At 45.9% G+C, this 14,328-nt stretch carries 15 protein-coding genes; 6 read left to right on the top strand and 9 right to left on the bottom strand.

All coding sequences use genetic code 11. From position 1 onward, the window contains the following. Positions 1-324 precede the first annotated feature (324 nt). Complete coding sequence (locus F6K37_RS17125; protein WP_287251336.1) at positions 325-2,640, bottom strand: DUF8189 domain-containing protein; 2,316 nt, start codon at positions 2,638-2,640, stop codon at positions 325-327. Between the two features lie 1,061 nt (positions 2,641-3,701). Next, positions 3,702-4,004: a hypothetical protein gene (locus tag F6K37_RS17120; protein ID WP_287251335.1), complete on the bottom strand. Its 303-nt coding sequence runs from the start codon at positions 4,002-4,004 to the stop codon at positions 3,702-3,704. A gap of 89 nt (positions 4,005-4,093) precedes the next feature. Here F6K37_RS17120 and F6K37_RS17115 point away from each other — a divergent pair, with 89 nt between their 5' ends. Next, positions 4,094-4,567, top strand: coding sequence for a Fur family transcriptional regulator (locus F6K37_RS17115; RefSeq protein WP_008179196.1), 474 nt, complete (start codon positions 4,094-4,096; stop codon positions 4,565-4,567). A 310-nt stretch (positions 4,568-4,877) separates the two neighbouring features. Further along, positions 4,878-6,191 (top strand): quinone-dependent dihydroorotate dehydrogenase, encoded by a 1,314-nt coding sequence (locus tag F6K37_RS17110; RefSeq protein ID WP_438941755.1) that lies wholly within the window; start codon positions 4,878-4,880, stop codon positions 6,189-6,191. A 240-nt stretch (positions 6,192-6,431) separates the two neighbouring features. Here the strand turns inward: F6K37_RS17110 and F6K37_RS17105 are convergent, their stop codons facing one another. Both F6K37_RS17105 and F6K37_RS17100 read right to left on the bottom strand, forming a co-directional pair. Then, on the bottom strand, positions 6,432-7,229 hold the full coding sequence (locus F6K37_RS17105) for a PhzF family phenazine biosynthesis protein (RefSeq protein WP_008179202.1): 798 nt from the start codon (positions 7,227-7,229) through the stop codon (positions 6,432-6,434). 149 nt (positions 7,230-7,378) lie between these two features. Next, positions 7,379-8,044, bottom strand: a complete 666-nt coding sequence (locus F6K37_RS17100; RefSeq protein ID WP_008179204.1) for a DUF2808 domain-containing protein — start codon at positions 8,042-8,044, stop codon at positions 7,379-7,381. A gap of 83 nt (positions 8,045-8,127) precedes the next feature. Here F6K37_RS17100 and F6K37_RS17095 point away from each other — a divergent pair, with 83 nt between their 5' ends. The 3 genes from F6K37_RS17095 (at position 8,128) to F6K37_RS17085 (ending at position 10,137) form a co-directional block, all read left to right on the top strand. Then, entirely contained in the window at positions 8,128-8,253 is a 126-nt protein-coding gene (locus F6K37_RS17095) for a hypothetical protein (protein ID WP_267871979.1), read from the top strand. Between the two features lie 29 nt (positions 8,254-8,282). After that, entirely contained in the window at positions 8,283-9,470 is a 1,188-nt protein-coding gene (locus F6K37_RS17090) for a 1-acyl-sn-glycerol-3-phosphate acyltransferase (RefSeq protein ID WP_287251333.1), read from the top strand. Between the two features lie 151 nt (positions 9,471-9,621). Continuing rightward, a complete protein-coding gene (locus F6K37_RS17085; protein ID WP_287251331.1) occupies positions 9,622-10,137 on the top strand; it encodes a DUF4149 domain-containing protein in 516 nt (171 codons plus the stop codon). Between the two features lie 96 nt (positions 10,138-10,233). On the opposite strand, the gene F6K37_RS17080 is transcribed toward F6K37_RS17085, so the two are convergent. Both F6K37_RS17080 and F6K37_RS17075 read right to left on the bottom strand, forming a co-directional pair. Then, positions 10,234-10,521 (bottom strand): TMEM165/GDT1 family protein, encoded by a 288-nt coding sequence (locus F6K37_RS17080; protein WP_008179209.1) that lies wholly within the window; start codon positions 10,519-10,521, stop codon positions 10,234-10,236. 147 nt (positions 10,522-10,668) lie between these two features. After that, positions 10,669-10,995, bottom strand: coding sequence for a TMEM165/GDT1 family protein (locus tag F6K37_RS17075; RefSeq protein ID WP_287251328.1), 327 nt, complete (start codon positions 10,993-10,995; stop codon positions 10,669-10,671). A 497-nt stretch (positions 10,996-11,492) separates the two neighbouring features. On the opposite strand from F6K37_RS17075, the gene psaK reads away from it, so the two are divergent. Continuing rightward, positions 11,493-11,783, top strand: a complete 291-nt coding sequence (gene psaK, locus F6K37_RS17070; protein ID WP_008179213.1) for a photosystem I reaction center subunit PsaK — start codon at positions 11,493-11,495, stop codon at positions 11,781-11,783. A gap of 75 nt (positions 11,784-11,858) precedes the next feature. On the opposite strand, the gene cbiM is transcribed toward psaK, so the two are convergent. The 3 genes from cbiM to F6K37_RS17055 all read right to left on the bottom strand — a co-directional run bounded on the left by cbiM (position 11,859) and on the right by F6K37_RS17055 (position 14,088). Beyond that, positions 11,859-12,536, bottom strand: a complete 678-nt coding sequence (gene cbiM, locus F6K37_RS17065; protein ID WP_008179215.1) for a cobalt transporter CbiM — start codon at positions 12,534-12,536, stop codon at positions 11,859-11,861. Continuing rightward, positions 12,523-13,017 carry a carboxypeptidase-like regulatory domain-containing protein gene (locus F6K37_RS17060; RefSeq protein ID WP_008179218.1) on the bottom strand — a complete coding sequence of 165 codons (495 nt, stop codon included), beginning with the start codon at positions 13,015-13,017 and terminating at the stop codon, positions 12,523-12,525. The genes cbiM and F6K37_RS17060 overlap by 14 nt, the downstream gene beginning before the upstream one ends. A gap of 261 nt (positions 13,018-13,278) precedes the next feature. Continuing rightward, a complete protein-coding gene (locus tag F6K37_RS17055) occupies positions 13,279-14,088 on the bottom strand; it encodes a DUF4382 domain-containing protein (RefSeq protein WP_287251326.1) in 810 nt (269 codons plus the stop codon). Between the last annotated feature and the right edge of the window lie 240 nt (positions 14,089-14,328).

Genomic DNA, 14,328 nt, shown 5'->3' with positions numbered 1-14,328 from the left:
ACCAACAACTCCACTGGAGCAAGTCGAAGGACTAGGATATCTAGGAGCTGGATGAGGGGAAACTTTCACGTCCAGTTCTGAAGGAGAGGTGCCCTAGGGTAATACCTAGGCATCGACTCTAACTAAAGAAGTAGTTGCAAAAGATAAAAGTTTTTAAGGCCGTAGCAGCTATTCGTCAAGTCCCTTGACCGTAGGTCACGCTACGCGAACGCGACCATTCAAAATTAAAAATTAAGAATTAAAAATTCAAAATCCGTAATTCTTAATTTTTAATTCTTAATTTTTAATTCTTTACCTTTAATTCCTTAATCAGTAAGCTTTACCTCAACCCATCCACTTGTGGTGCAGAGCATGATCACCAGCAACTACAAAAACATCAAGGCGGTCAGGTCCCCAAGATGCTGCTGCTAGCCCAGCAATGCTGTAACCACCTAGGTTTTTCCAATTTTTCCAGGCAGAACCATCCCAGGAACGGCAATAGACCTTGCCCATGGATCCAATCACGAAACAATCTAGCTGGTTGACTCCCCTGGAGACAGCAGCTATACCATACTGACAGTAGCCTCCCAGTTTTTCCCATGGAGTCCAAATGGAACCATTCCAGGTCTTGTAGTATAGAGCGCGATCGCGACCAATGGTAAAGGTAGCGATATGGTTTGGCCCCCAAGACACTGCTGCGGGTGCAGAAATAGAGTAACCCCCTAAGTTTTCCCAACCACGCCAAGCCGAGCCATCCCACCACTTGTGGTAGAGGGCGTGGTCAGTACCAATGATAAAAGTGTCAATGCGGTTAGGTCCCCAGGAAGAAGCCGCTGGAGCATACAGGCAGTAGCCCCCTAGATTTTCCCAACCACGCCAAGCCGAGCCATCCCACCACTTGCGGTACAGGGAATTATTGCTACCAACCACAAAGGTGTCAATGCGGTTAGCTCCCCAAGAAACTGCTGCGGGTGTAGAAATAATGTAACCCTCTAAGTTTTCCCAGCCGCGCCAAGCCGAGCCATCCCACCACTTGTGATACATAGCGTGGTCAGTACCAATCACAAAGGTGTCAATGCGGTTAGGTCCCCAGGAAGCAGCCGCTGGGCTATATATGCCATAGCCGCCTAAATTTTCCCAGTCACTCCAAGTACCGTCACTGGGGCGAGGGCGAGGACGGGGTGGGGGAGTTTTGATTTTGTCAAAAGCTACCTTGGGCTGAATAATACCAGTACCGGAATGCTGATCCCATCCCTGAGAACCAATATTTTTAGCAGTACTCTCCAGGAGTTTCTTAACTTCCTGCTGAGTCAAGCTCGGCTTGGCTTGCTTGAGCAAGGCTACTACTCCAGCAGCAATGGGTGTGGCAGCAGAGGTACCGTTATCACAGGGGAAGTAACCCCGGAAGTGGGTGATGGAACAGAAGTCAGGCTTTTGGGGGGACAAAGCCGCTGGTCCTTGGCTGCTATAGCCGACAAACTGTTCATTCTTGTTAACTGCGCCCACTGTCATCACTAGGGGATGACCATTCGCGCCCCAGATACTTTTACCAGGACCGAAATCTGAGGCACAACGACCATCAGGACAGGTTCCACCACAGTTACCAGCGGCAAACAGAACTAGAATCCCTTGATTGATGGCTTCCACAACTTTGCGGGTGAAGGGATGGTTTGGATTTCTGGCATAAGTCTTATCCCACTGTTCCTGGTAAATTCCCCAGCTATTGGTGAGAATGTGGGGTGTGCCGTCAATTTTATACTGCTTGATTGCCCAATTGAAGGCAGCCAGGGCGTTAGAGATAGCATTCCCTACTAGTGGAAAGTCATAGAGCTTGGCTTCTGGAGCCATACCCAACACATCTGTAGCGCACATATTGCCATGTTCGCCCCAGCTGCGAGCTTGAGTCCCCCATTCCACGCTGCGGTGGTAGCCACCAATGACATTGCGAATTCGCTTGGAGGGTTCTCCGGGACGCACAGGACGACCAGCTGCTGTAATTCCGCCATCAACGACACCAACAACAATACCTTGACCTTTATAACCAGCAGCGTGAATTTTATCAACGCCAAGATATTTGGCTACGTCCGCCATAGTTCCCTTAGCAGCCCCAGGGTTACAGTCACAAGAACCAATCGGACAGCTACCAAACCCTGCCATTGGTTCTACCATCGGATACTCTTGCTGTAAGGTGGTAGTGCTGAAGGGTTCGATCGGGGTGTCTGGCCAGACTTTGATCACATTAGGTTGGGCTTCGAGGGCGGCAATTTGGTTTTGAGCAACTTTGCCCTTGACAACGATCACCTCTTCATCAGAGGCTTGAAGTTGCATGGCCAGTTCCGGTGTCTCAGGATCCATCGATACTGGCTCGTAGTCATAATCGATTTGGAAGCTAGGAACCCTGAAACTTCCTGCCATGTAAAACAAGTTAGCGCCTTGACCCTTAGGTGCTCGCATTTCTACCAGCACGTTTTCCATAGGAATATCTGGGGCAGATGAACTCATTGGCACTGCTGTGGGTATATTGCCTTGACTGGATACAGCATTCATGTCAAAGGATGAAATCTGGTCATCAGCCATTTCCCCTAAGGACATGCCATTGGTAGTTGCTTCACCATTAGTCATACCTGGAACCATTGGTTCGTGACTTTCTATGTTTTCCATTGTGCTAATTTCTGATGATGTTTTATAATTGGCTCGATAGAGAGGAGTCTGTCTTAGCTTTTGTTTCAGGATCAGGTTGATGTGAGTGTTTCTGAGCAATACAGTCAACTACCCATTGACCCTGAAGAATTCCAGATTTTTTCTCAAAGTTTTTGTAAAGGTGATATACTTCCGTTATAACTCAGCTGCATTACTGCACTAGCTGCTGTGAAGAGCAATGGCTTAGTCGAGACTTTCCCCTTAACTTGCAAAGAAAACGTTAAACATCCCTACTCCCCAACAGAACTGTGTTATCTAATCTTTAGGTCTAGGCTTTCGGATCTGGACTGTTACCTAAGCTGAAGGGGATACAGCTGTGCAATTCGATTCCTATAATATTGATGCCCCGGGGCAACGGCGAGTAGAAGTTGAGGCTGTTGTTGAATACTTGCAGCAACTCCCTCAAGGTACCTTGTCCGATGGCTAACCAAAGCAGATCGAGTTTGAAACCAGAAGCACCACCTTGGTGGATTGTAGGGTGGGCTAGTTCACTAGTTTGTAGTAGAATATAGGATATAAGGCTGAGGGTTAGTAAACAGCTAGAGAAAATGTCGCAGAGTCTACCAAAAACTCTGATTATTTGTTAGACTTAAATTAGGGTAACACCGACAGGGATTATTATGTAACTTAAATTAAAGCCGAAAACCAAGGGTTTAATAGTTGCGCTGTAATCCCGGTGGAACGAACTTTTTTGACATTTTTATGGCGCTCGCGGGATATTCCGTCACAGAAGCGCGGAGATACCCCCTGGATGCGATGGCATCTTGCATTGGCGGGCAAAAGTCGTTCTTGGTAGACTTTGGTAGCTAAAAAGTATCGGCTACCAAATTTAACTGAAAATAAATTGAAACAGGGGCATTCATTCAAGGTCAAGGAGAAACTAGAAAATAGGGAACTTGGGAACAGAAAGTATTCCCCGTTTACCTTTTCCCGTTCCTGGTTCCCGAGTAAGCATTCAGCCGTCAGCCGTCAGCCGTCAGCCGTCAGCCGTCAGCTAAAGTAACTCAGCATTATTCCAATGCTTACCTGTTGTCTTGATCCCAAGCGCGAGTGGGGGAAACCACGGCAGCGCGGTCATGGGGGGAACCCCCTTTGGCGGCGCTGCCTCCCCAAGACCGTAATGGTGCGTTTGACCCGTAATTAAATTCGCCACGGGTCGCACCTCTGCATCGCTTATTCAAAAGCACCATCTGTAGCACCTCAAGTAGCGTGCGCATTAGCTGATAGCTGATAGCTGATAGCTGATAGCTGATAGCTGATAGCTGATAGCTGATAGCTGATAGCTGATAGCTGATAGCTGAATACTTACGTTCCCGATCACACAAGAGCCTTGCCCTGGATTAACTGGATAGCTGGCTGAGCTATCAGTAGATTTATAGGGGATTCCTTTTGGTTAAACTCATCAACTCATGTCATGCAACAAGAAGCGGCAGCTGCTAAACCAATTCGTTCACTAGAAGATGCTATCGATAAGTGTCAGACCCTGGGTATGCGTCTGAGTCGTCAACGTCGCTTCATCCTAGAACTGTTATGGGAAGCTAAAGACCATCTGTCAGCGCGAGACATTTATGACCGATTGAATCAACAAGGGAAAGATATTGGTCATACTTCTGTTTACCAGAATTTAGATGCCCTATCTAGTCAAGGTATTATTGAATGTATTGAGCGCTCGGATGGACGGTTGTACGGCAATATCAGCGATAATCATAGCCATGTCAATTGCCTGGATACAAACCAGATTCTTGATGTTTATGTAGAACTACCGGAAAACTTGCTCAAGCAAATTGAGGAACAAACTGGTGTAAAGATTACGGAATATCGGATTGATTTTTATGGTTACCGTCAGGACCAATCACCTAACTCCCCTTCGGAGGGGGTAAGCGAGTAGGGAGTAGGGAGTAGGGAGTAGGGAGTAGGGAGTAGGGAGTAGGGAGTAGGGGTTGCGAAAATTGACTGTACTTCAGTGAAAAAATGTCATTTGAGTTACCGAAAAAACAGACTTTTTTTTATGGTTTGGCCATAACGCAACTAATCAATCAAAGAATCAATCAAAGTATGACGTTTGAATGGGGCAATTAAAAATTGAAGTAAATCCACAGTTGTTAATAAAAACTAGCCAGATGGTGGAGTATTTTGTTAAGCACTGAGCTACTGACCGACTCATTACGATGGATATTTACCAATCTACCATTCGTCCAATTCTCTTTTCTGGGTTGAAGACAGATCCAGAATGGTTACACAATAGAACTCTGGGGCTATTGAGCTGGCTGTCATCGAATCAGAAATCTACTCTAGGTCACTGGCTTCAGGGTCAATTACAGCAAAGGTTTTGCCTAAATGATGCTCGCCTTGAACAAACCCTCTGGGGAGTAAACTTCCCCAACCCTCTCGGTTTAGCAGCAGGGTTTGATAAAGATGGTGTGGCTGCTGGAATTTGGGGAAGCTTAGGGTTTGGCTTTGCTGAACTCGGTACTGTAACCTTTCATGGTCAACCGGGAAATCCTCGTCCTCGTCTATTTCGCTTGATAGAGGACAAAGCTGCTCTGAATCGGATGGGATTTAATAATCTCGGAGCTACAGCAATGGCTGCTCGATTAGAACAGTTGAAGGTTAACAGGTTACAGGTACAACCACCGTTGAAGGTTAACAGGTTACAGGTACAACCACCGTTGAAGGTTAACAGGTTACAGGTACAACCACCGTTGAAGGTTAACAGGTTACAGGTTGCAGGTTTAGAAAAGAACCTACCGGAAGAGAAAGGCAAGGGCGAACAACCTACCGGTAGGGAACGCCTTGGGCAAACAACTTTCAACCGGATCCAAGCTTCAGGTTTAACTATTCCGATTGGCATTAATCTAGGTAAATCTAAAGTAACACCCCTAGCAGAGGCAGCAGATGACTATCGGTCGAGTTTTGGCCTGTTGAGGGAATTGGGGGATTACTTTGTGGTGAATGTGAGTTCACCGAATACACCAGGATTGCGATCGCTTCAGGATGCCACTCAACTTAGTCTGATCTTAGATGCTCTGCAACAGGAAAACGTTTCCCAAAAGCCGATTCTGGTCAAGATTGCCCCGGATTTAGAGTGGAATGCGATCGCAGATGTGCTTGAGCTTGCCCAAACCTATGGGTTAGCTGGGATTATTGCTACTAACACTACCATCCGTCGGGATCTGCTCAAAACACAACGGATTGCGGCAACGGGCAAACCGGTAACGGAAGAAGCTGGGGGGATTAGTGGAGCTCCTTTGCGTCAACGTTCTACAGACGTAATTCGATTTATCTGGCAGGAAACTCAAGGAACTTTACCGATTATAGGGGTTGGAGGGATTTTTACGGCGGAGGATGCTTGGGAGAAGATTACTGCAGGTGCTAGTCTAATTCAGGTGTACACGGGTTGGATTTATAACGGTCCATGGATGGTAAGGCAGATTCTGCAAGGGCTGTTGCAGAAGTTGGAGGAAAGAGGCATGAGTTCAATTTCTGAGGCAGTGGGTTCTGGGTCTGGTTGAAGGTTGAAGGTTGAAGGTTGAAGGTTGAAGGTTGTTTGGTTGAACGCGATCGCGTGGCCTTTTGGCCAAGGTTGTCTGTCAGAATGCAGAATTTAGAATGCAGAATTTAGAAGGCCGAATTTAGAATTCTACATTCTTAATTCTACATTCTACATTTTTAATTCTACATTCTTAATTCTACATTCTTAATTCTACATTCTACATTCTTAATTCTTAATTCTACATTCTTAATTCAAAAATTCAGATTACCAATTCTGAGCGCAGGATAGTAACTGCTTGTCCACTCAGAAAAACGCGATCGCTACCGGTATAGTTAACCTTTACTACACCACCCCGAGAGGAGGCTTGGTAGGCTAAGAACTCATCTTTACTATTGCGCTCGCGCCAGAAGGGAGCGAGACAACAATGGGCAGAACCTGTAACTGGGTCTTCATCAATTCCCACTCTGGGGGCAAAGAATCGGTAAACAAAGTCGTATTCTGAATCACTGTCAGCCCAACTAGTAACAGTTACTGTAAACAGAGGTAAGGTTTTCATCAGTTGGAAATTGGGCTGCATCTGCTTGACCAACTCTTCCGACTCGACCTCCACCAAATAGCCTAGGGAATTTTTCCCAACCCACTTGATGGGTACACCTAAGGCTTGGCTGAGTGCTTCTGGAGTACTGATAACTTCTGAGGGAATCACCGGGAAATCCAGTTGAATCCACTCACCCTGGCGCTGAGCTATCAGCAATTCATTCTTGGTGTAGAACCGAATCGTTTGATCAGGGGAGACATGTCCCTCTGACCAGAGAACATGAGCACTAGCTAGGGTGGCGTGACCGCATAAGAAGACTTCCACTGTTGGTGTAAACCAACGCAAATTGAAACCATCCTCTTGCTTGACTAGAAATGCGGTTTCAGATAAATTCATCTCTCGGGCTACGTTTTGCATCCAGCTGTCATCTTGGGCAGTTGGTAAAACACAGATAGCAGCAGGATTTCCTGTAAAGGGTTTACTGGTGAAAGCGTCTACTTGAATAATGGTTTGTCCCATAATCAGGCAAAAGGTTAAATCAAGTCTGGTTAAGGATTTTTAAAATGATTGATTGTGTTAATTTTAAATTGTTAAGTGTCACTTGATCATTAACAATTTAAAATTAACAATTAATTAACAATTAACATGCCATAAATTTTCCGAAGATGTTATCTAGAATTGAGCCTGTCTCCGGCGGGAGAGTAGAACTGTAAACGTCCAACACCTAAATATAAACCATAGGGCCTATCTCCAGGGGGGAAAGCTGTAACCCCAAACAGATAGACACCACCCCATCGTGGATTACGAACAGGACGAAGCCCAACTGTAATGGTTTTTCCTGGGTTTACTGGTGGATCGAAGGTAACTGAAATTGTTTTGGTTGAGTCGTCTTTTGTTACCCTTCCCAGAGATAACGGCTGACCCCGGTCTTGGTAGGTTCCTTCAAATGCTGAGGATTTCTCGGGATAGAATCGAATCTTATATCCTCCTTGACGCTGATTAATGGTTAATCTTTGGAGTGGTTCACCTATATCCCCTGGTAAGTCCACGGTGAAATAGTATGTTCCTCCTCGAACATCAGCTTGATTAAAGGTAGTTACTGCATCCAACAACCTAGGAGATTTCTCAAATGAAACTCTGCCATCCGCTAACTGAACGGCTTGGGTTGAGGGAGTATCCAAAATTACTAAGGATAAGACTAAGGCTATAGTAATTTTGAGCAAGTTTACCGAAAACAGAAGGGGCGCACGGAAGCTCAATCTCTTTAGAGCTGGGATCAAGGGTGACGCGGTGGTATATGAGGCCGTCTTTTCTTTGATTTCACCATCTAACATGTTGACACTAGTGATGATTCTTGTTATTTGATAATTCTAAGGTAAAAGGTTAGTAGGGAAAGCATAATTGATCCTGTACAACTATGGCATCTGTCTGTAGTGAGGAAAATCACGAAGGGAGTAAAGGTGGGGAAGCATGGCACCATGCACAATGGCAAAATCAAGTATTTAAAGTCAAACTAGTATTTATTATTTCCCCATCTCCGTGATCTTCCGATCTCCTCTTGGAATACATCCTATGTCTGTTTTGTCAAGCCCTCAATTCTATCCACCTAGGCTCAATCCCGTATTAACCCGCCTCTGTCAAAGCTTTTCTGATCTACTCGCCGATAATTTTTATAAACTGAAGTTAGTGGTTGAGTCTACGGACCTAGAGAAACTGGCTCGGTTGGAAGAGGAACGGGTGGTTTATCTCCCGAATCATCCTACCCTTGATGATGGGGTGGTTCTGTTTCTGTTATCAACTCGGTTAGGGCAACTGTTTCACTATGTTGTGGCTTACGAGAGTTTCCGGGGATGGAACAAAAAATTTCTGCCCCTGATGGGAGCCTACTCGATTAGACGGGGTTTAGGCGATCGCGCCAGCATTGCCCAAACCCTAAAGTTACTGAAGCAACCGAGTTGTGATTTGGTAATTTTCCCCGAAGGCGGCTGCTCTTATCAAAATGATACGGTTATGCCCTTCCGAACGGGAGCTATTCAACTGCCTCTACAAGCAATGAACCAAATGGTCAAACAGGGTGAACCTGTTCCTAATCTCTATTTAGTACCGGTAAGTCTGAAGTACCACTACACTGATTCCATGAAGCCAGTGATTGATCAGACCCTGTCCCGTCTAGAGAAGGCGTTCAACATTAATGCGATCGCACCAAACTTCTATGGGCGTTTACGGGGTGTGGCTGAGCAAGTAATTCTTCGCTTAGAGACTGAATACGACCTTAATCTAGACCAAAGCACTCAGATGGATTGGAACCAACGGATTAACCAGCTCAAAACTCGTATGTTGAGTGAGTGTGAACAGAAGCTAGAGCTAACACCAGCAACCATGACACCAATCCGAGAACGAGTGTATAAAATTCAGTCAGTCTTAAAATCCCGTGCTCAAGAGTTAGAAGAGTTTGATGAAACGACCTATGAATCGATTTACCAAGCTACTGTCCGCCTGCTGAACTTCGATGCAATTTACGATGGTTATGTTGCTGCCTCCCCTACGCCAGAGCGTTTTTTGGATACCCTGACTCGACTAGAGCGGGAAGTGTTTAAGTTTAATCGACCTTTGGCGAAAGGACACCGGAAAGCGATGCTCCGCATTGGAGACCCCATAAACCTCAAAGAGCATTTTGAGTCCTACAGACAAAACCGAGCAGCTACAGTGGAGATGTTGACCCAACAACTACAACAGACAGTTCAAGAAAATTTATCGTAAGCATATGCTTACGTCAACTGGATTTGAAATTAGTCCTGACAATTAATTTAAAATTTGTTTGCAAAAATACTTTTGTTTGCAAAAATACTTCACACTTTTTCCAAAAACAATTGGTTAAGCTAAGAGCAGGATAGAAAGTAGAGGAAATTTTATGAACGCTGTTTTTGGCGTGGATTCACAGCAAAGCCGCTGGCGAACCATTGCCATGTTTGCTTTAGGGTTTTGGCTCAGTAGCAGTTTGGTTATAGACTTTGTGATCATGCCATGCATGTCTACAGCTGGCATGATGACTCAGGCTAGTTTTGCTACAGCTGGCTATTCAATCTTCTGGACATTTAATCGTGTTGAGCTTTTGTGTGGCGCTTTAATATTAGCCAGCCTCCTAGTGCTGCGTGGTAATTCTAATCTTTATCATTACGTCAGACGCTGGTCTATTTTATTATCCCTGCTCATGCTAGGGATCGCAATCATTTATACCTACATCATGACACCCCAGATGAGCGCTATGGCTCTACAACTGAATCTTCTAGAGCCAGTGAGTGGCATGCCAGCAGGAATGGTGCAAATGCATGAAGGCTACTGGCTGCTAGAAGCAATCAAGTTAATCGGAGGGACTACACTACTTAGCTGGTGCTATCAAGACTATCGTAGATTGGTGTGTTCGTGACCTGCTCCCACACTCCCCCTAACCCCAGAGGTGATTAATGCTCGTCGAAATGATTGTCAGGTTAATCGGGTGAAAGGGAGGTGGGGTGGTGGGGTATCAATCCTCCACCGTTCCTTCTGAAGGCCACAATAGCCGTAATGCCATCAAAGCAAAGCCAATGGCTGCGATCGCTTTAAGTAGACGAGTAGGCAATAGATGAGCCACCCCTCCCCCAGCTACTACTCCCAGAAAGCTAGCAAGTATCAGTGCCGCTATAGTTCCCAAAAACACAGTACGGGGGGAATTGAGACTACCACTGAGTGCGATCGCTGCCAATTGGCTTTTGTCTCCAATTTCAGCTAAAAATACCGTTAGGAAACTTAGTCCTAGTAATTGCCAATCCATCGTCTAACCTTAAAGCATCTAACCTTCAACTTTAAACCTCCAACCTTCAACCTTGGCCTTTCGGCCACGCTACGCGAACAACCTTCAACCGTCTAACCTTCAACCGTCTAACCTTCAACCGTCTAACCTTCAACCATCTAACTAATACTAATTCAGTTTAATTGCGTCCCACAGAAGCATAACTGAGATCAACAGTAAAAGTGTTCCGGCAGCAGTATCCATCATCTCAGGGGAGAAGCGCTTAGCCAGCCAATGACCAATCAGTACACCTAGCAAACTAGTAGATATCAGTGCTGCGGCAGCACCAACAAACACAATCAATGGAGACTGGGATTCAGCAGTGATTAGTAGTGTTGCTAGTTGGGTCTTGTCTCCCATCTCCGCTAGAAAGATGGTTAGGAAGGTTGAACTAAAGATTCCCCATACAGCCATTTGGTTTGCTTTTACTGGCTGACTCTGGTCAGATTGAGTCACTGGAAAACTGCTCAAGATATAGGTACTCTATACAATTTACCAAAATTTGCATAACTTTACATAAATTCTGAGGCTGTGATCGCTCTCAAAATGTCAGGACTTAGGCGGTTAAGTTGATTTCGCCCCCCTAGCCCCCCAATTTTTCGGTGCGACCCGTGGCGAATTAAATTCGCCAACGGAAAGCGCACCGGGAGGGGTAATGATGTCAAAGTCCCCCTCTGGGGGACCAACGGGTGCAAATGCGTAAGTCCTAAATGTAAATTCTTAAAACAAGTTGAGACTTTTCTCCCCGAAAATTCTTATGATTGCTTTGGTAAGCATTCAGCTGTCAGCTGTCAGCCGTCAGCCGTAACTCAGATTAAACGTTACCGTAGCGTGGCCACAGGCCAAAGCTTACCTGTTTTATTCAAAAGCTGATTGCTGATTGCTGATTGCTGATTGCTGATTGCTGATTACTGATTGCTTAGTTGCTTTGATTGCTGATCAATTTATCAAATATGGGAGAAACTGCATTGATTAACTCAATTTTGTTAGCTGCTGTGGAAACCTCTGTTCCGGTGACCCCAGAGTGGAGTCCCACAGTGGGGATAGTAATGATTTTGTGTAATCTGTTTGCGATTACTGTTGGTCGCTTTGCCATCAAAAACCCCGGTCAAGGCCCAGCTTTACCTGGTGCCTCTGGACTGTTTGCCAATTTTGGTATCCCTGAACTCTTGGCAACTACTAGCCTGGGTCACATCCTAGGGGCTGGTGTCATCTTAGGTCTAGCCACTAGTGGTGTTCTGTAAGGTCTTAAAAAGGACTTAGCTTCAGGGGAAGAGAGGGGAGAGGGGGCAGTGGCAGAAGCCCCAATTAGTCTAAAATTATTTTTGACTTTTGATATCGTATTTGCTTCCCCTTCCCGATTCCCCTAGCAATTCTGGTTGAACTCGCTGCAAAAATAACACCACTGCCGCTGAAAACGACCCCTCGATCACCATCAGGGGAATATGGGCAACCATTAGCCCGTAAATTGCTATCCGTTCTGCTGCCACATTAAAATTAGCAGGAATATTGGTAATGACTAGGACGAAGAATATTAGCGTCGCCACTCCCAAGCCAGCAGCACCCGCCAAGAAGCTGAAGATAGCAGTAACAATTCGATTGCCTTTACCAAACACCCGCCGCAATTGGAACAGGTGATAAGCCAAGATTGCTGATACTGCGATCATGGCTGCATTTATCCCGAGGGTGGAGAGTCCACCATGCTGGAACATAACTGCTTGAAAAAACAAACCAATCAGAATGGCAGGAACGGCGTAATAACCTAAAATTGCCCCTAACAAGCCATTGAGAACGAAATGGACACTCGCTGGTGGGATGGGGAGGTGAATTGAGGATGCGACAAAAAAGGCAGCAGTCAGTAAGGACGCTCTGGGAATTGCCTCCTGGGGGTTTTGATGTTGATCAATTCGACGTAGGGCATACCAAGTGAGTCCACCAGTAGCTGCATAACCAGCAAGACAGACAGAAGCAGGGAGAATACCATCAGGAATGTGCATTAGTTTTCCTCCCTAAGAAAAAGAGTGCTGTACCCACAAATCCCCAGACACCAGCAGCTGCCATGAGCATTCTCTGAACAGGGGTGTAACTAGGACTGGTTGATGAGATCATTAGGGAGTTACCCGCTGCTGATGACTGACCCGCTACAGCAGAATTCTCCTCACCAAGAGTAAGAGTAATCATGCCACCGTGACCAGCTTGGCGCACCTGAATTGTCCAATTTCCCTGCTGAGCGTAATCGGGAGCAAAGATAAACCTGCCGTTGGTGTCACTAGTCCCGGTCTGCCAAGGGGTGGTAGGATTATTGGGAGCATAAATGGTTACTTGGGCATTGGACATCGGTTTACCAGTGTCGTAATTAGCATTAATCTCAATCGCCTCGATAGTTTTAGATTCAAGCCTAGTGCCGTGAGCCTCAGCATTGACTGACCAACTCAAGACAGAAACCAGGCTCAGTAGCATCAAACCTTTCCACTTCATCCTTAATTCTTGACTGTTGAGTGTTGACTGTTAAGCTAGTGTGCATTTAATTGGCATATTTTTTACTTTCCGGAAAAGTCGTCAATCTCTGTGACCCTCTCCCACTCTCCCACTCTCCCCCTCTTCAAGAGTCATGCAAAGCGCGATGGGTCAGAGCTGATCAGGTTTGATTTTTCTAGCACTACCTCTCGATTTTTCCTTGTCTTGATCAGGACTCTAGGTTATAAGACTCCGGGGTTTGGAGTAAGGGTGTTGGGTACGTCATGACCTAGAAATTGGCGTGGATTTACAGTGACCTTCACCGACATGACCTAGGTTAGGCAGAATGTCTTGAGTAAGCTGCTGATAGGTGCGAGCTGGGAGTGCTGATTGAAGCTGAGCCATGGTCACCTCTAGTTTGCCGTCCTTAGCCAGTGCAGCTAATGGCTCAAATCCGATCGCACCAGTGTTGAGGGGGTCATTGGCGGTCACATCACTATCGCCAAAAATGTGATCGAAGTGGAAGGTAGCTTCTATCTCAGCTTCTCCATCCTTGGCTAGAATCCCTTTGCGCTGATCACCAATAAATTCACCACACCGGTATTCAATCTCTTGGTCGAGTTTGATCACAAAATCAATGGTTTGTCCCTGCTTACTAGCTTTACCACCCATGACTAAGGTTTGACCCATTGCTGGACCAATCTTGGCTTTGAGCATTTTCCAGGAAAGAGCATTGTAATGACCAGTTGGTGCATCAGCTATCTCACCAATCAGAATTGGCTCGGCATCCTCTCCCCCCTCCGCTAAATCGATGGTTTTGGGATTGGGGAGGATAATTTTCTCTTGGACTGAGATTTCCTTTACTGTATCGGGGTTAAAGGGAGGGTTAGCTTGGTAAGCTGTGATGTCCGCTAGGTTGATGTAAACCCGATCGAAAGATATTTGCCAACTGTCTTTGGAAACAAAGCCCTGTCGCACAAAGTCTTCACCGTTAGCCCGAAATTGCAGCTTGCCATTCCCTACTGTAGGCTTAGTCTCGCTCTTGGGTTCACCATCACCACAGCCTGAGAGGAAAATTACAGCTATAACCATTATATTTACCCATATTTGCACCTGCTTAATCAGGATCATGCGATCGCTTCTACCTTCGCTTTTACCTTAATTAGTATACAAAACTTAATAAAACTGAGTTTTGGGGTAATTTACAATGCCCCTCTCCCCCATCTCGCCACACTCCATTAAGGGAGTCGGGAGCGGTGCGACCCGTGGCGAATTTAATTACGGGTCAAGCGCACCGAGGGAGTCGGGAGCGGTGCGACCCGTGGCGAATTT

It is taken from the genome of Moorena sp. SIO4E2, from assembly GCF_010671945.1.
In the GTDB taxonomy this organism is placed as follows: Bacteria; Cyanobacteriota; Cyanobacteriia; order Cyanobacteriales; family Coleofasciculaceae; genus Moorena; species Moorena producens.
This window is presented reverse-complemented; position numbering and strand designations above follow the sequence as displayed.